This is a genomic window from Alcanivorax nanhaiticus (genome assembly GCF_000756665.1).
Lineage (GTDB): Bacteria > Pseudomonadota > Gammaproteobacteria > Pseudomonadales > Alcanivoracaceae > Alcanivorax > Alcanivorax nanhaiticus.
On sequence record NZ_ARXV01000005.1, the window covers coordinates 187,452 to 205,348 of the forward strand.

At 58.1% G+C, this 17,897-nt stretch carries 13 protein-coding genes; 8 read left to right on the plus strand and 5 right to left on the minus strand.

Annotation, left to right across the window (positions count from 1 at the left end; translation table 11 throughout):
• Nucleotides 1-38: 38 nt before the first annotated feature.
• The 3 genes from Y5S_RS08270 to thiC are packed head-to-tail and all read right to left on the minus strand — an operon-like array spanning nucleotide 39 to nucleotide 2,999.
• The gene (locus Y5S_RS08270; protein ID WP_035232116.1) at nucleotides 39-497 is read right to left on the minus strand and encodes a DUF1249 domain-containing protein; all 459 of its coding nucleotides are present in this window, start codon (nucleotides 495-497) and stop codon (nucleotides 39-41) included.
• On the minus strand, nucleotides 494-1,123 hold the full coding sequence (locus Y5S_RS08275) for an NUDIX domain-containing protein (protein WP_035232117.1): 630 nt from the start codon (nucleotides 1,121-1,123) through the stop codon (nucleotides 494-496). Before Y5S_RS08275 ends, Y5S_RS08270 begins: the two co-directional genes overlap by 4 nt.
• Nucleotides 1,116-2,999: a phosphomethylpyrimidine synthase ThiC gene (gene thiC, locus Y5S_RS08280; protein ID WP_035232118.1), complete on the minus strand. Its 1,884-nt coding sequence runs from the start codon at nucleotides 2,997-2,999 to the stop codon at nucleotides 1,116-1,118. Before thiC ends, Y5S_RS08275 begins: the two co-directional genes overlap by 8 nt.
• A gap of 170 nt (nucleotides 3,000-3,169) precedes the next feature.
• On the opposite strand from thiC, the gene Y5S_RS08285 reads away from it, so the two are divergent.
• Entirely contained in the window at nucleotides 3,170-4,585 is a 1,416-nt protein-coding gene (locus Y5S_RS08285; RefSeq protein WP_035232119.1) for a TolC family outer membrane protein, read from the plus strand.
• Between the two features lie 223 nt (nucleotides 4,586-4,808).
• Here the strand turns inward: Y5S_RS08285 and waaA are convergent, their stop codons facing one another.
• A complete protein-coding gene (gene waaA, locus Y5S_RS08290; protein WP_035232120.1) occupies nucleotides 4,809-6,077 on the minus strand; it encodes a lipid IV(A) 3-deoxy-D-manno-octulosonic acid transferase in 1,269 nt (422 codons plus the stop codon).
• Between the two features lie 90 nt (nucleotides 6,078-6,167).
• Here waaA and Y5S_RS08295 point away from each other — a divergent pair, with 90 nt between their 5' ends.
• The 3 genes from Y5S_RS08295 (at nucleotide 6,168) to Y5S_RS08305 (ending at nucleotide 8,699) form a co-directional block, all read left to right on the plus strand.
• Entirely contained in the window at nucleotides 6,168-7,364 is a 1,197-nt protein-coding gene (locus tag Y5S_RS08295; protein ID WP_035232121.1) for an FAD-dependent oxidoreductase, read from the plus strand.
• A 194-nt stretch (nucleotides 7,365-7,558) separates the two neighbouring features.
• Nucleotides 7,559-8,347, plus strand: coding sequence for an aldo/keto reductase (locus Y5S_RS08300; RefSeq protein ID WP_035232123.1), 789 nt, complete (start codon nucleotides 7,559-7,561; stop codon nucleotides 8,345-8,347).
• Between the two features lie 16 nt (nucleotides 8,348-8,363).
• The gene (locus Y5S_RS08305) at nucleotides 8,364-8,699 is read left to right on the plus strand and encodes a hypothetical protein (RefSeq protein ID WP_035232125.1); all 336 of its coding nucleotides are present in this window, start codon (nucleotides 8,364-8,366) and stop codon (nucleotides 8,697-8,699) included.
• An 88-nt stretch (nucleotides 8,700-8,787) separates the two neighbouring features.
• Here Y5S_RS08305 and Y5S_RS08310 read toward each other — a convergent pair whose 3' ends face one another.
• Nucleotides 8,788-9,639 (minus strand): patatin-like phospholipase family protein, encoded by an 852-nt coding sequence (locus Y5S_RS08310; RefSeq protein WP_035232127.1) that lies wholly within the window; start codon nucleotides 9,637-9,639, stop codon nucleotides 8,788-8,790.
• Between the two features lie 345 nt (nucleotides 9,640-9,984).
• Here Y5S_RS08310 and atzF point away from each other — a divergent pair, with 345 nt between their 5' ends.
• From atzF to urtA, 4 genes are all read left to right on the plus strand, one after another.
• Nucleotides 9,985-11,778 carry an allophanate hydrolase gene (atzF, locus tag Y5S_RS08315; RefSeq protein WP_035232129.1) on the plus strand — a complete coding sequence of 598 codons (1,794 nt, stop codon included), beginning with the start codon at nucleotides 9,985-9,987 and terminating at the stop codon, nucleotides 11,776-11,778.
• The gene (gene uca, locus Y5S_RS08320) at nucleotides 11,779-15,402 is read left to right on the plus strand and encodes an urea carboxylase (RefSeq protein ID WP_035232130.1); all 3,624 of its coding nucleotides are present in this window, start codon (nucleotides 11,779-11,781) and stop codon (nucleotides 15,400-15,402) included. It abuts the gene before it with no gap.
• Nucleotides 15,403-15,417: 15 nt separating this feature from the next.
• On the plus strand, nucleotides 15,418-16,128 hold the full coding sequence (locus tag Y5S_RS08325) for a GntR family transcriptional regulator (protein ID WP_035232131.1): 711 nt from the start codon (nucleotides 15,418-15,420) through the stop codon (nucleotides 16,126-16,128).
• A gap of 380 nt (nucleotides 16,129-16,508) precedes the next feature.
• Nucleotides 16,509-17,807: an urea ABC transporter substrate-binding protein gene (urtA, locus tag Y5S_RS08330; RefSeq protein ID WP_035232132.1), complete on the plus strand. Its 1,299-nt coding sequence runs from the start codon at nucleotides 16,509-16,511 to the stop codon at nucleotides 17,805-17,807.
• Nucleotides 17,808-17,897 lie beyond the last annotated feature (90 nt).

A 17,897-nucleotide genomic window follows, 5' to 3' on the forward strand; every position in this document is an offset into this window, starting at 1 on the left:
TTGATACTCTCGGCGCTTGCCCAATAGCACAATCCATGTCAGTCACCAGAAACCTGCCGGCGCCAACTCATACCCGCATCCCGGCCATGATCGTGAACATGACGAAGCCATTCAGCCAGAAACCGGTTCCATTGCGCCTTTTCGTCACGCTGATGCATGTGCCTGTTCGGGTAGCCATAACGGGCATTCACTTTCCGGAACGGCCGCGCCTCGGTGACTTCGGCCAAGCGAGCATCGTGATAAAGACGCACCGTCAGACGCGATGCTGGTAGCACCGCCAGCAACTCCTGATCTTCCAGCCGCACGGTGGTGGTATACGGTGAACGCTCCAATACGCGCAGATACAAGGTATGGGGGTGATGCTCATGACCCAGCTCAACCGCCAGACTATCGCTATCACCCAGCGCCTTCATCAAAGGCATCATGCGCGCATAGTTTTCCTCGCACTGCGTCATCAGCGCGCGAAAATCCAGACGATAACGCCCGCGGCGCGTCACGCAGCTCCCCAACGAACGTCCAGCTCATTGCGGTGCAGCAACAGCCACTGCAGGGCTATCAGACTGGCAGCATTGTCCACCCGGCCGGACACCAACAACTCGGGGATCTGCGCCACCGGCACCGTCAGGGCACGAATATCTTCCCCCTCATCCGGGCAACCGAAGATTCCCCCAGCGCCTTCCAGATCCGCCTGACCGACAAACACATGCAGCCGCTCATCCGTACCACCGGGGCTCGGCATATACTGCGCCACGGTCTCCATAACGCCCAGGGTCAGCCCCGCCTCCTCAACCGCCTCACGGCGAATCAGGTCTTCGGCGCTTTCCCCGTCCTTGTCGGCAAGCCCGGCAATCAGCTCCAGGCACCACGGCGATGTCCGCCACTCCAGCGCGCCGACCCGAAACTGCTCCACCAGCAGAATCTCGCCGCGCACCGGATCATAAGGCAGCACCGCGGCTGCACGCGGACGCACAAACAATTCACGGCGAATCGGCTTGCCCCAACCGCCCTCATACTGGCGGTGGCGCAGGGTCAGCGCATCCACACGAAAGAAACCCTGGAACGGGGTTTCCCGTTCCAGAATTTCCACATCGTCCTGGGTAAAGCGCGGATCGAGATCAGTCATTGGCTTTGTGATAGAGGGCACTGCCCTGTTCGCGGAATTCTCGGGACTTTTCTTCCATGCCCGCCTCAGCGTCAGCCTGTTGAACCTGGGCATTACCATCACCATAGGTCTCACGCACTTCCTGGCTGATCTTCATGGAGCAGAACTTTGGCCCACACATGGAGCAGAAATGTGCCACCTTGTGCGCCTGCTTGGGCAGGGTCTCGTCATGGAACTGACGGGCCCGGTCAGGATCCAGCCCCAGATTGAACTGGTCCTCCCAGCGGAATTCAAAACGTGCCTTGGACAGGGCATTATCGCGAATCTGCGCGCCCGGATGGCCTTTGGCAAGATCCGCCGCATGGGCGGCAATCTTGTAAGCGATGATGCCTTCCTTCACGTCTTCACGGTTGGGCAAACCCAAATGCTCCTTGGGCGTCACATAGCAGAGCATGGCCGTGCCATACCAGCCAATCATGGCCGCACCGATGGCGCTGGAGATATGGTCATAACCCGGAGACACATCAATGGTTAGCGGGCCAAGGGTATAGAACGGCGCTTCGCCGCAATGCTCCAGCTGCTCATCCATGTTCGCCTTGATCATGTGCATGGGCACATGACCGGGGCCTTCGATCATCACCTGCACATCGTGTTTCCAGGCAATCTTGGTCAGCTCACCCAGCGTGCGCAATTCACTGAACTGGGCTTCGTCGTTGGCATCCGCAATGGAGCCAGGACGCAAACCATCGCCGAGACTGAAGGTCACATCGTAGGCCTTCATGATCTCGCAGATATCTTCAAAGTGGGTGTAAAGGAAATTCTCTTTATGGTGCGCCAGACACCATTTGGCCATGATGGAGCCACCACGGGACACGATTCCTGTCACCCGGTTAGCCGTCATCGGCACATAACGCAGCAGCACACCGGCGTGGATAGTGAAGTAGCTCACCCCTTGCTCGGCCTGCTCAATCAAGGTGTCACGGAAAATTTCCCAGGTCAGGTCTTCGGCGATGCCGTTGACCTTCTCCAGTGCCTGATAGATTGGCACGGTGCCGATCGGCACTGGCGAATTACGCAGGATCCACTCGCGGGTTTCGTGAATGTTGTCACCGGTGGACAGATCCATCACGGTGTCGCCGCCCCAGCGGGTGGCCCAGGTCATCTTGGAGACTTCTTCCTCAATGGAAGAGGTCACCGCCGAGTTGCCAATGTTGGCGTTGATCTTGGTGAGGAAGTTACGGCCGATGATCATCGGCTCGATTTCCGGGTGGTTGATATTCACCGGAATCACCGCGCGGCCACGGGCCACTTCATCACGAACGAACTCGGGGGTGATTTCCGGCGGAATAGCGGCACCAAAACTCTGCCCGGGATGCTGACTGGCCGGCAGGCCGGCGGCACGCTGCTCCTGCAGACGCTGGTTCTCGCGGATCGCCACGAACTCCATTTCAGGAGTGATGATGCCCTGACGGGCATAATGCATCTGGGAAACGTTTTTACCCGCTTTGGCGCGACGCGGCACCCGCACATGCTCAAAGCGCAGGCCAGCCACTTTCACATCTACTGCCCGCTTGCGGCCGTATTCGCTGGTCAGACCGGGTAGTTCCTCGGTATCATCCCTGCCCTGAATCCAGTTCAGACGGATTGGCGATAGCCCCTTGCGGACATCAATCTGCACATCTGGGTCAGTATAAGGCCCTGAGGTATCGTAAACCGTCACCGGCGGGTTATCCTCGAACTTTCCATCAGCCAGCGGGGTCGGATCCTGGCGTATTTCGCGCATGGGCACCCGGATATCGTCACGGGAACCTGTGACATAGATTTTGCGGGAACCGGCAATGGGCTGGCAGGATTCATCGATGGCATTCGCCGCGATGGGGCGCTGATCGTCTGGCACGTCGGCCTCCAGAATTTGGGTACTTTAGGTATAGAAAGAGGAATGGCGGACACTATACGCCAGCGTCTATTGGCCAAACAACCGCATTCCCGGCCCGAAAAAGCCACTATTAATTTCTAAACCAGCCAGTACTATAATTGGCTGACTACGACAGGAAAGAGTGCACCAGAATGAAGCGCAGCCCCAGCAAGACCCTAGTATTCATGCTGACCGCCCTGGCCAGCTCCGCCAACGCCGCCGACCTGGTCGATGTGGCCAACGCCGCCTGGAGCTATGACGGCACCTGGCGCGCCGCGCGCATGAACTGGAACGCAGACCAGCAGCTGCTTGTGCAAGGCCGCGCAGCGCTCTTCCCGAACGTCACGGCCAGCTATGGTCGTTACGACAACGAGCAGGAAATCGAAGACATTAACTTCGACCAGAACTACGGCAGTGAAGTCAGCACCTTTACCCTGACCCAACCCCTGTTTCGCGTAGATGCCTGGTACGGCTACAAGGAAGCGAAATCCAGCACTGATATTGCGCAGGCCAATTTCGAGCAGGCGCGACAGGATTTTGTGTTGCGTGTGGCCCAGGGCTACTTTGGTGTGCTGCGAGCCTGGGATACCTGGGTATCCGCCAAGGCCGAAGAGAAAGCCATTGGCCGCCAGCTGGAGCAAACCCAGGAACGTTTCGATGTGGGCCTGGTCCCCGCCACCGACGTAGAAGAAGCACAGGCCACCTACGATTTGACCCAGGTGAATCTGATTGTGGCTCGCCAGCAATACGAGATTGCCCGCGACCAGCTGGAAACCCTGACAGGCCAACAGTGGGAAACCCTGTCGGAACTGCAGGACGAGCTCCCCATGGAAGGCCCGCAACCTGCCGCCATGGATGACTGGATCGAGAAAGCCAAATCAGAAAATCCCCAGGTTCGCGCAGCTCGTTACAATACTGAGCTGACCGAGAACACTGCCAAGCGCCAGCTCGGCACCATGATGCCGCAGGTACAACTGGTCGCTCAGTACCAGCACACCCACCTGTCCCCGGATGAAGATCCGGCGCTGACAGGGGCCCCGGGAAGCTCCCTGTATGACACCCAGAACAGACAGATCGGCATCGAAGTCAGCATGCCCCTGTTCCAGGGTGGTGGCCTGAACAGCCGCCGCAAGGAAGCCTACCTGCGCGCCGATGCGGCAACCTACCAATACGATCAGACCCTGCGCAATGCGGTGCAACAGACCCGTAACGCCTACCGTACGGTGGAAGCCGATGCCCTGCGCATCAAGGCTCGTGAGCAAGCCATCCGCTCCACCCGCTCCGCTCTGGACGCCACCCAGTCCGGTTACGAAGTGGGTACCCGTAACGTGGTAGACGTACTCAACGCCCAGCGCGCCCTGTTCGCCGCGGAGCGGGATTACGCCAACGCCCGCTACGATTACATTGTCGACTCCCTGACCCTGAAGTCCGCTACCGGTGACCTGCAGCAGGGCGACCTGGCCGCCGTCAACCAGTGGCTTTCCCCCACCGAAACCCTGAACCTCTATGCGCCAGACCTGGAAGGCAAGAGTGAAGAGATGATGGAAGAAAATTCAGTTAACAATTAATAATGAATAGTGCGCGTAAAGCGCCAGAGTTGACTGAACGCAAAGAGGCCGCGCCCGGACACCGGGTGCGGCCTCTTGCTTTGGGGGAAAAGCGAGTTTCGAGTGACGAGTTTCGAAGGACAAACCCCTTCCTGTCGCAGCTATCTGCCCATGGAAATACCCACCAACCCTATAAGCGCGGCCCAGCACCTCGCAGAGCCCGACCACCCCAACCCGCGCACTGTTAACTATTCACTGTTAACTGTTCACTAATCAAACCAAGCCCTTTCTCAAGCGCCCCCCGGTTCGCCTCAACCACCGCCGCCGCCGCCTGCCCCTGTCGACGGCAACGCTCAGCATCATCGAACAGCGCCAGCAGAGTAGTAGCCAGCTCCCGTTCATTGTTGACCACCGACAGCCCGCCGGCATCATCCAGCAGCTGCGAAATGGCGGTGAAGTTGTGCAGATGTGGCCCGGTGAGAACCGGCTTTTCCCAGGCGGCAGGTTCGAGCAGATTATGCCCACCCACCGGCACCAGGGAACCGCCCACAAAGGCCACATCCGCCGTGCCGAACAGCATCAGCAATTCTCCCATGGTGTCGGCCAGATAAACCTGCACCTCCGCCGGGGATTCATCTGCACTGCGTCGGGCCAGGCTCAAGCCCTTGCCGCGAATCTGTGCGGCCACATCATTGAACCGTTCCGGGTGACGAGGCACCAGCACCAGCAAGGTATCCGGATGGCTACCCAGCACCTGTTGATGAGCCGCCAGCACCGGCTCGTCTTCACCGGGATGGGTACTTGCCGCGATCCAGACCCGACGCTCGCCCATCTGTGCCCGCAGCGCGGCCGAGCTGTCACGCAATGCAGCATCCAGCGTCATATCAAACTTCACACTGCCGATGGCATGCACTCGTTCCGGCCATGCCCCCAACGCCACATAGCGCTCTGCTTCCACCGCCGTCTGCACCGCCAACGCATCGAACTGCGCCATCATTGGCCGAACCAGACGCGGCAACTTGCCGTAGCCCCGATAACTTTTTTCGGACAAGCGCCCATTCATCAGCATCAGTTTCGCGCCATGGCGCTTCACTGCCGCACACAGGTTCGGCCACAGCTCGGTTTCCAATACCACCACCAGCTGCGGATCAAATGCTTTCATGAAACGATTCAGCGCACCCGGAACCTCCCAAGGGCAATACACATGGCTCACCCGATCACCAAACAGGGCCTTTACCCGTTCAGAGCCTGTGGGCGTCGTGGTGGTCACCAGCAAGGGCGTATCCGGATGATCCGCCAGCAACCGTTCTATCAGGGGCGCCGCGGCAAGGGTTTCGCCTACGGATACCGCATGTACCCAGAGGCTGTTCTTCAACGTGCCGGGGCGATACCCCCACGCCATGCGCTGAGCCCAGCGTTGACGATAGGCTGGAGCCTTGCGGCCACGCAGCCACAAGCGCAGGAACAAAAACGGCAGGAGCAGATACCAGAGGGCAGAGTAAAAGGTACGCATAGGGCTTCTTGTGTCTGACATTGGACGCCGGACGTCTGCCGCCCGACCCGTCTATGCTAGCATAGCCGCACAGATCAACGATGGTGTTCCATGAGCAACCCAACGCTAAAACCCGATGTACTGATTTTTGGTGGCGGTATCGCCGGCCTGTGGCTGATCAACCGCCTGAATGCAGCGGGCTACCAGTGCCTGTTGCTGGAAACGGCCTCCCTTGGCGGCGATCAGACTCTGGCCAGCCAAGGCATTATTCATGGCGGCCTCAAGTACGCCTTGAGCGGCAGCCTGTCCAGCGAGTCGGAATCCATTGCCGCCATGCCGGACCGCTGGCGCGCCGCCATGGCAGGCGACGACCCGGTGGATCTGCGCAACCTGAAAGTCCTTAGCGACACCCAGCACATGTGGTCCAGTGGCTCCGTGGCCTCACGAATGACCAACTTCTTTGCCAGCAAGATGCTGCGCGGCCGCATCGAAAAACTGAAGCGCGACGCCTTCCCCGCTGCACTGGCCGACAAAGCCTTCAAGGGTAACGTCTACAAACTGGACGATCTGGTCATTAATACCGAATCGCTGATTGAGACCTTGAGCGCACCAGTCCGTGAGCGCCTGCTGGCGTTTGATCCAGAACGCGACACGCTGGAATGGAACGATGACGGCCTCGCCAGCGCCACCGTTAACGGCATTCACATTGAGCCCGGCCTGACGGTACTGGCCGCAGGCAACGGCAACCCCGCACTGCTGGAAGCCGCACATCGTGCCCATCTGCTGGAAGACGAACACAGCCAGCTACGACCGTTGAAAATGCTGCTGGTCAAACATGACCTGGGGCATCGCCTCTACGCGCACTGCGTTGGCACCAGCAACAAACCTGTGCTCACCGTTACCACCCATGATTGCCCCGACGGCAAAGTGGTCTGGTATCTCGGCGGCGATCTGGCCGAACAGGGTGTGGAGCGCAGCGACGAGGAGCAGCTGGCCGCGGGACGGGCAGAACTGGACAAATTGTTCCCCTGGCTGGATTTCAGCAAGGCACAACTGGCAACCCTCGATGTGGTACGGGCCGAACCCAAACAGCAAAGCCTGGTAAAACCGGATAACGCCTACGCACGCCGGGACAAAAACCTGATCATCACCTGGCCAACCAAACTGACGCTGGCCCCGGATCTCGGAGACAGGGTGATGGCACTGATCGAAGAAAGCGGATTGCAGCCGGGCGAAGCGATGACACTACCTGAAGAACTGAAACAGGCGCCCATGGGCGTGCCGTACTGGCATCGGTGTTTTGATTAACGCATAAGAGGCAAGCTTCAAGTTTCAAGCTCCAACACGAGGCGGTTCATTGTGTGAACTGAAAGGCTTTTGCTCCGCGCTGGCCGTTAACGGTGGTTCGCGGGCACAGGCCTTACCGAATCAAAAGACCTTGCCCGCGCCTTGAAACTTGTTACTTGCAACTTGCTGCCCAGCAATCATCACGAGGAGTTTCCATGTCTTTCATGCGCCCACTGGGCAACACCGGTTTGACCGTCAGCGCCCTCGGCCTTGGCACGGTAAAGATTGGCCGCGACAAGGGCGTAAAGTACCCCAACGGCTTCACCATTCCCGATGACCGCGCGGTTACCGAACTGCTCGCACAGGCGCTTGACCTGGGCATCAATTTGATCGATACCGCCCCCGCCTATGGTCACAGCGAAGTCCGCCTGGGCAAATTGATGTCCGCACGCCAGGACTGGATCATCGTCACCAAGGTTGGCGAAGAGTTTGATAATGACAGTGGCGAAAGCCGGTTCGACTTCACTCCCGAACATGTGCGCACCTCAGTGGAACGCAGCCTGCAAAGATTGAATACCGACTACCTTGACTGTGTATTGGTGCATTCCGACGGCAACGATCTGGACATCATCTCGCAGGGCACGCTGGAAGCCCTTAATGAGCTAAAAAAAGCGGGGCTGATTCGCGCCACCGGCATGTCGACCAAGACCGTGGAAGGCGGCATCGCCACCCTCCAGCAGGCGGACATGGCGATGGTGACTTACAACCTCCAGCATCATGAAGAAGTACCGGTGATCGAACATGCGGCATCACACTCGAAGGGCATCCTGATCAAGAAAGCTTTCGCCAGCGGCCACCTGGCCGGTGACATTGCCGACCCGGTACAGGAAAGTCTGAACCAGATCCTTGGCACCGCCGGCGTTGGCAGTATTATTGCTGGCACCATCAATCCAAAACACTTGCAGGAAAATGTGGCCAAAGCCCGCATCGCCTGCGGCGAATAACAACACAGGAAACTCCATGCGCCTCCTTATTGCTACCGCATTGATCCTTAGCGCCTCCTTCGCTCAAGCCGACAAGGTTCTGATACTCCGGGATGCCCCGAAAGACTGCGAGGAGAAAGGCGAAGTCAGCATCACCACCGGCGGCCCGGTACAGGGCATGCTGTTCAGTGATGCCTGGATCAACAACAACGCCACCAAGAAGATCAAGAAAGCTATCAAAAAGGCTGACGGCAATGTCGGCACGATCAAAGATCGGCGCGAGTTCATGATGGAAAGTCAGTTTCGTGGCCTGGAGCGTATTGAGCTGGATGCGTGGGCGTGGAAGTGCGAGAAGAAAGACAGTAGCGAGTAACGAGTTGCGAGTGCCGAAAACCAAAACCGGAAAGCGATTACTTTTGATCTTCGCAACTCGTTACTCGCTTCTCGCTACTCGTCCCGGATCACCCACTGGATAGTTGTTTCAACTCTACTCCCAATGCCTGCAACCCGGCCCAGTGCCCTTGCTGATACCCCAGCTCCAGCTTACGCGCATTGGTCGTTAAACGGCTGACGGGAAAATCTGCCTCCGGGGCGATCACCGTTAAACGGCAATCCGCCGGTGGGTTGTCGATGAAATCCAGCGAGTCATTATAAATTGCCGTGCGTTTCAGCATGGCCTCATACAGTGCTGGCATATCTTTCACCCAGGGTTTAATCAAGGGAGTCAGTGCGCTGGGTTTCTTGCGGTAGCCTTGATGCCGCGACAACACCACCGTTATCTCGCAAGCGCCTTGCTCGTATGCCCAACGCACCGGAATCGAATCTGCCAGCCCACCATCGGTCATGGCGCGCCCCTCGACGGTTGGGAAGTCCCGGTAAGCGAAGGGAATCGAGCAGGAGGCGGTCATGATCTCGTTCAGATTGTGCGGCTGTGCCTGAAAATAGCGAGGACTCCCTTCTTCCACCGAAGTGGTCACCACCCACAGCGGCACATTGCGCTGCCAGTGTCGGTCGAGAGCAAGAGGGACTTCAACCAGTGACTGATGCCACAACCAATGCACATCGCAAAGGTGCCCTCCGGACATGAAGCGTTGCCAGCTGATGAAATCCGGACGGCAGGCATGATCCATGATGATGCGCTTACTGCGCCCATGGTCACCCGCAAGATAGCCGATCAGATTAGTGGAGCCCGCAGACACGCCCACCGCAAAGTCAAAGTCGAGATAGTCCGATTCCAGAAAAGCATCCAGCACACCGGCGGCAAAAATACCGCGCATGGCACCGCCTTCTACTACCAGCGCACGCTGCGTCACGATTCTTCCTCCCGATTCCCGATGGCACCTGATCTTGAATCACATTGCCAAAACGAAAGCAGATACAGAAATAGAATGGCGCTGTTTGTATCATCGAAATCGACAATGCCATACCTGCATCACCCGACATGCACCATCGCTATCCTGAACAGTTTCTCCTTCCTGCACCGTTGCAGCGCAAGCGCATCAGATTGGCGCATTCAGCATCGCCAATCGCTCCCGCACACTTCAAGTAAGATCTGATTAATTATTGTAAAAACAAAGCATTAAAAGTTTTTCGTTAGTCTGGCACCGCATTTGCACCTGAACGCATACCAACTTGTATACAAACAGGTGTGCTAACGAATGATCGGCTGGACCCTAGACCAATGGCAGGCGGCCTACCGCAGCGGGGAGCTCTCCCCTGCACAGGCCATAAAACAACTGGCGACTGCATTGCACGACAGCGAACGTGCCTTGTGGATCCACCTGCTGGACGAGTCCTCCCTGATTGCTCAGGCAGAAACCCTGACCGATCCAGACCTGCCCCTGTATGGCATCCCCTTCGCTGTGAAGGACAACATTGATGTGGCGGGCATGCCAACCACTGCCGCCTGTCCCGCGTTTGCCTATACCCCCAAGGAAGATGCCACCGCCGTTCGCCTGCTGCGTGAAGCGGGAGCCATCGTCGTCGGCAAGACCAACCTGGATCAGTTCGCCACCGGCCTGGTCGGCACCCGCTCTCCCTATGGGGAAGTCCCCAACCCGTTTAACCCGGATTATCTTAGCGGCGGCTCCAGCTCTGGCTCTTCTGTCGCCGTGAGCATGGGCCTGGTGCCCTTCGCCCTTGGCACCGACACCGCAGGCTCAGGCAGAGTGCCTGCTGCTTTCACCAATACGGTTGGCCTGAAGCCGACTCGCGGCGCTATCAGTACCAAAGGTGTAGTCCCGGCCTGCCGCACACTGGATTGTGTCAGTATCTTCGCGCTGGACGTCAGCGATGCCGCCACGGTTTATCGCATCCTTGGCCAGTTCGACCCACAGGATGATTACAGTCGGGCGACACCGTCCCTGCAGAACAAGGGACTACCCGCACGTCCCAAACTGGGCATTCCGAAAGACCTTCCCTGGTTCGGTGATGAGCAGGCGCGCGCTTTATGGGAACGTAATCTGGCAGCCATGAGCGAAATCGCTGAACTGGTCAGCGTTGATACCATGGTGCTGGAAGATGCCGCCGCCCTGCTTTATCAGGGCCCCTGGGTCGCTGAACGACTCACCGTGGCAGAGCCTCTGCTGCAGACTCAACCCGACGCCATTCTGCCTGTGATCCGCGACATTCTGGAACCTGCTGCCACGCTTTCTGCTGCAGACAGTTTCCGGGCCCAGTACCAACTGGCCGAGCTCAAACGCCAATCCGAGCAACTGATGGCCAGCGTGGATGCACTGCTGCTGCCCACCACTCCGGGCATCTACACCCGGGCTGCCGTAAGTGCCGATCCCATCACGCTGAACAGCCAACTCGGCACCTGGACCAACTTCGTCAACCTTCTGGATATGTGCGCCCTGGCGTTGCCCGGCGGATTCCGTGAAGACGGCCTGCCCGGCGGCATCACCCTGATCGGTAGTGCCTGGCAAGACCACGCACTCAGCGAATTCGGACGCCGCTGGCAGCACCACCTGCCCTGGCAGGCGGGCGCCACCGGCCAGATGCTGGCACAGCCGACCCCGGCGGCCGCCAATGATGATCCCGCTCACACCATTACCGTTGCCGTGGTGGGGGCTCACCTCACCGGCATGCCTCTCAACGGTCAGTTAGTGGAACGGGATGCCGTCCTGATTGAAGCCACTCACACAGCGCCGTGTTACCGACTCTACGCCCTGGCCAATACGGTTCCGCCCAAACCCGGCTTGATCCGTAATCCCGCCGACGGCGGCGACAGCATTCCGATTGAGCTGTGGCAGATGCCCATCGAACACTTTGGCAGTTTTGTCGGCTTAATCCCCGCTCCACTCGGCATTGGCAGCCTGGAAACCGTGGATGGACGCTGGGTGAAGGGCTTCATCTGTGAGCCTTGGGCCATCAACGACGCCACGGACATTACCGCCCTGGGGGGCTGGAGAAATTACATCGCCTCATTGCAAACCAAGGAGCCCGTGTAAATGTTAAAGAAAGTGCTGATCGCCAATCGGGGAGAAATTGCGGTGCGTATTTGCCGCACCCTGAAACAGATGGGCATTGCCTCCGTCGCCGTTTATTCCGACGCGGATCGCAACAGCCTGCATGTCAGTGCAGCAGATGAAGCTGTGGCACTGGGCGGTCAAACAGCGGCTGACAGTTATCTGAAGAGCGACCTGATCCTCAAGGCGGCCAAAGACACCGGCGCGGATGCGATTATTCCCGGCTACGGCTTTCTTTCCGAGAATGCCGAGTTCGCCGAAGCCTGTGAAGCCGCCGGCATCGCCTTTGTCGGCCCAACCCCCAAACAGCTGCGCGAATTCGGCCTCAAACATGAAGCTCGCGCCATCGCGGAACAGGCCGGCGTGCCACTCGCGCCGGGTACAGATCTGCTTTTGAACCTGGAAGAAGCCGTGCAGGCCGCCACCGATATCGGCTATCCGGTAATGCTGAAAAGCACCGCCGGTGGAGGCGGTATCGGTCTGTCCCGCTGCAACAATGAAGCCGAACTGGTCGCCGCCTACGAATCAGTGAAACGTCTGGGGGAAAGTTTTTTCTCCGACAGCGGTGTATTCATTGAGCGCTTCGTGGCCCGTGCCCGACATATTGAAGTACAGATCTTTGGTGACGGTGAAGGCACTGTGCTGGCATTGGGGGAGCGCGAATGTTCCCTGCAACGCCGCAACCAGAAAGTGGTAGAAGAGACACCGGCCCCCAACCTGCCACAGGCAACACGGGAAAAACTCCACGCCAGTGCCGCCCGGCTGGGACAGTCGGTGAAATATCGTTCCGCAGGCACCGTGGAATACATCTACGACGACGAGCGAGATGAATTTTATTTCCTGGAGGTGAACACCCGCCTGCAGGTAGAGCACGGCGTGACCGAAGCGGTCTTTGCTGTGGATCTGGTGCAATGGATGCTGGAACTGGCTGGCGGCCAAAGACCCGCACTGGAACAGACCTACACCTGTCACGGCGCGGCGATGGAAGTTCGCATCTACGCTGAAGATGCCCTCAAGGATTTCCAGCCCAGTCCCGGCGAACTCACCGAAGTCCACTTCCCTGATGGCATCCGTCTGGATGGCTGGATTGATACCGGCACGGTGGTGAGTCCGCATTACGATCCCATGCTCGCCAAGGTCATCGTTCACGGTGATGACCGTAGCGACGCCTTAAGCAAAATGCAGAACGCTCTGGCCGAGACTTGCCTGTCCGGCATTGCCACCAATCTGGATTATCTGCGTCAGATTCTCCGCGACAGCAACGTCATCGCCGGCAAAGTCTCGACTCGCTATCTGGAAACCTTTTCCTACACCCCCACGGCCTTTGAAATCATTGAGCCCGGCACCTATACCACCGTACAGGACTATCCCGGTCGCAGCGGCTATTGGGATATTGGTGTTCCGCCCTCTGGCCCCATGGATGACCAGGCCTTCCGCATTGCCAATCGCATTGCAGGCAACCACCACAGTGCAGCCGGGCTGGAGGCCACACTGGTTGGCCCAACGCTGAAATTCCATTGTGACACGATCATCGCCCTGACCGGGGCCGAGTGCGAAGCCACTCTGGATGGTACGCCGGTGAGCTTCTGGCAACCCATCGCGGTCAAAGCCGGCCAGACCCTGATCACCGGCAAGGTAACCTCAGGCTGTCGCACCTACATTGCCGTGCGTAACGGCATTGATGTACCCGATTATCTGGGCAGCAAATCCACCTTCGTGCTGGGTAACTTTGGTGGCCACGGCGGCCGCACCCTGCGCAAAGGAGATGTGATCGCCATCTGTCAGCCTCAGCTGGCTGGCTGCCCAACGCCAGCTCCTGTTGCCGCTCCCCATGCACTGGAACGCAACATGATCCCGGCATACCCACAACAGTGGGACATCAAGGTGCTGTACGGGCCGCACGGCGCGCCGGATTTCTTTACCGAAGCCGCGGTTGAAGAATTTTTCCAGGCGGACTGGCAGGTGCACTACAATTCCAATCGGCTGGGCATTCGTCTGGTCGGCCCCAAACCGACCTGGACACGCACCGACGGCGGCGAAGCCGGCCTGCACCCATCCAACGTGCACGATAATGAATATGCCATCGGCTCGATCAATTTCACCGGCGATTTCCCGGTCATCCTGACCAAGGATGGCCCCAGCCTCGGCGGCTTCGTTTGCCCGGTCACCATTGCCAAGGCCGAACTCTGGAAAGTCGGCCAGCTCAAACCCGGTGACAGCATTCGCTTTTCCCCCATCAGCTTTGCCGAAGCCAAGGCCCTGGAGGAAGCCCAGGATGCCTCCATCGAGAACCTGGGGTTGATTCCGGTGATCAATCCGCAGGTTGAGGATTTCAGCGATACCTTTACCTCCAACACCATGCTCGCCGAGCAAGAGGCCAACGGCGATGTGCCGCGCATTGTTTATCGGCAGGCTGGCGACAAGTACATCCTGATTGAGTACGGCGACAACGTGCTCGATCTGGCGTTGCGCATGCGAGTGCATGCCTTGATGGAAAACCTCAAAGCCCGCCCGGTTAGCGGCATCCTCGAATTGTCCCCCGGCGTACGCAGCCTGCAAGTGCATTACGATTCGCGTCTCATCGACCAGAGCACGCTGGTCAGCACTCTGCTGGAGCGAGAAAGAACGATAGGCAGCGTGGACGACATGGTCGTCACCTCACGAGTGCTGCATCTGCCCATGGCGTTTGAAGACAGCGCCACGCTAGAGGCGGTTAAGCGCTATCAGGAAACCATCCGTAGCGATGCCCCATGGCTACCCAGCAATGCCGAGTTCATTCGTCGTATCAATGGCCTCGACTCCGTCGAGCAAGTACGCGACACCGTGTTCAGCGCCAGCTATCTGGTGATGGGACTCGGTGATGTTTATCTGGGCGCACCGTGCGCGGTCCCCATTGACCCTCGTCACCGCCTGATGACCTCCAAGTACAACCCTGCCCGTACCTACACTGCAGAGGGCACCGTCGGCATTGGAGGCGTCTACATGTGCATCTACGGCATGGACTCTCCCGGCGGTTATCAGCTGGTGGGCCGCACCCTGCCAATCTGGAACAAGCACCTCAAGAACAGCCAATTCGAAAACGGTGAACCCTGGCTGCTCAAGTTCTTCGATCAGGTCCGCTACTACCCGGTCAGCGAAGCCGAACTGACAACCATGCGCGAAGCGTTCCGGCATGGACACCTGAATATCGAAATCACGGAAGAGCCCTTCAGCCTGGCCGAGCACCGCCAGTTCCTTGAGGACAACGCCGACAGCATTGCCGAATTCAATGAGAAACGGGATGCCGCCTATCACGAAGAAGTGGCGCGCTGGCAAAACGAAGACGCCGCCATCGAGTCCGCCATGCTCGGCAGCAAGAGCGAAATTGGTGAGATCGACGGCCATCTGATCAGCGCCGAAATCAGCGGCAATGTGTGGAAGCTGTTGGTGGAGGAAGGCTCTCAGGTTGAGGCCGGGCAAACCGTTGTCATTGTGGAAGCCATGAAGATGGAGTTTGAAATTGTGGCCAACACGTCTGGCAAGGTCACCGGCTTGCACTGCCGACCAGGTGCCATCATCAACGCCGGTGATCCCGTCATCGTGATCGACAGCGCTGATGTGGCCTGAAGGAGCCCGGTGGAAATGATGAGTCGCGCAGCAAAGAAAACGGAAAACCTGGCAGAACGGATCTACCTGCAACTGAAGCAGGATATTTTCGATTTCCGACTAATGCCCGGTGATCGTTTCAGTGAAAACGAAGTCGCCGAGCGCATGGGGGCTTCACGGACACCGGTACGCGAAGCGCTGTTTCGCTTACAACGTGAATTCTATGTGGATGTACTCTACCGCAGTGGCTGGCAGGTCAAACCCTTCGACTTCAAATATTTCGAAGAACTGTACGACGTTCGCACCATCCTTGAATGTGCCGCCGTACGCAAACTCTGCGAACAGGACAGTGACCATAGCAACCTGGATGAACTGGTAGGCCTGTGGTGCGTTGCCAAGGAGCAGCGTCTGGAGCATGGCCCCACCGTCAGCGGCATGGACGAACGCTTCCACGAACAGCTGGTAGAAGCGGCCGGCAATCAGGAGATGGCGCGAATCCATCACGACCTCACCGAACGACTGCGGATTATTCGCCGGCTGGATTTCACCAAACCACCCCGGGTGGAAGCCACTTACAACGAACATCAAGCGGTGCTGGAGGCCATCCTGCATCGCCGCGTGGAGCAGGCACAAATGTTGCTGCGTGCCCACATTGAAGAATCCCGAAACGAAGTGCGAAAAATCACAGTGCACATGTTGCACGAGGCCAACGCCAGGAGTCAGTTGCAGGCGGTGGACAACAACTAAGGGAGCCTCTGAATAACTCCTTGCATGCTCAGTCTTTCAGGCTGGCCTGCAATCTAGGCGCGCTTTTGAAGGCATGCTGGTTGCCTGTCGAAAAAGCGCAACAACGAGTGCGGGCCAGCCTGGAAGACCCGGAGGGCGCGGTCTGGAGCGCCCATCTGCTGCGCCTTGTCTCTCGGAAAGGGAACCACCCTGACCATCGAGACAAGACACAACAGCTGAACGCTCCAGGCCACGCTGAGCACGCAAGGAGTTATTTAGAGGCTCCCACAACTTCGCAGGGATAACGGCCAGCAGTACCGGTCGATTTGCTTGGATCACGAGATCCGGGGACAGGGTTTCAGGAAATGGATAAACCAACTTCAAACGCAAGGGGAAACATCATGAGTTTTTCAAAATCCATGAAAAAACTGGCCGCCGGCGTTGTCGCGTCCAGTGCCATCGCCTACAGCGGTGCCGTTATGGCCGCCGACACCATCAAGGTAGGGGTACTTCACTCTCTGTCAGGCACCATGGCGATCAGTGAATCCACCCTGAAAGACACTGTTCTGATGATGATCGAAGAGCAGAACAAGAAAGGTGGGGTAATGGGCAAGAAGCTGGAGCCGGTGGTCGTGGATCCCGCTTCCAACTGGCCCCTGTTCGCGGAGAAAACCCGTGAGCTGATTACCAAGGAAGACGTGGACGTGATCTTCGGCTGCTGGACCTCAGTATCCCGCAAATCCGTGCTGCCTGTTGTAGAAGAACTGAACGGCCTGCTGTTCTACCCGGTGCAGTATGAAGGTGAAGAATCGTCCAAGAACGTGTTCTACACCGGCGCCGCGCCAAACCAGCAAGCCATTCCTGCCGTTGATTACCTGATCAATGATCTGGGCGTGAAGCGCTTTGTTCTGGCCGGTACCGACTACGTTTACCCGCGTACCACCAACAAGATCCTCGAAGCCTACCTGAAGTCCAAGGGCGTGGCCGAAAAGGACATCATGATCAACTATACCCCGTTCGGTCACTCTGACTGGCAGAGCATCGTCAGCGACATCAAGGCGTTCGGTAGCCAGGGCAAGAAAACCGCGGTGGTCTCCACCATCAACGGTGATGCCAACGTGCCTTTCTACAAGGAACTGGGTAACCAGGGCGTAAGCGCTGAAGACATTCCGGTTGTCGCTTTCTCTGTAGGTGAAGAAGAACTGTCCGGTATCGATACCGCTCCGCTGGTTGGTCATCTGGCTGCCTGGAACTACTTCCAGAGCGTATACAACGACACCAACGAAGCCTTTATCGATCAGTGGCACAGCTTCACTGGCGACGACAAGCGCGTTACCAATGACCCAATGGAAGCCACTTACATTGGTTTCAACATGTGGGTGAAAGCGGTAGAGAAAGCCAAGTCTACCGACACCGACAAAGTGGCTGACGCCATGATCGGCATCCAGACCCCGAACCTGACTGGCGGCATGGCGGTCATGAACGAGAACCATCACCTGTCCAAGCCGGTACTGATCGGTGAGATCCAGGACGACGGTCAGTTCGCGGTGGTATGGGAAACCGATGGTCTGGTGAAGGGTGATGCCTGGTCTGACTTCCTGCCAGGTTCCAAAGACCTGATCTCCGACTGGACTGCCCCGATCAAGTGCGGCAACTACAACACCAAAACCAAAAGCTGCGGCGGCGCGGCAGCCAAGTAACACCCACCGTCAGCACACCGGGCTTGCCCGGTGTGTCTGACTGCGGCGGTTTGCCGCTTTTTTAACGCAAATTCTGACGCCCCGTAAGGA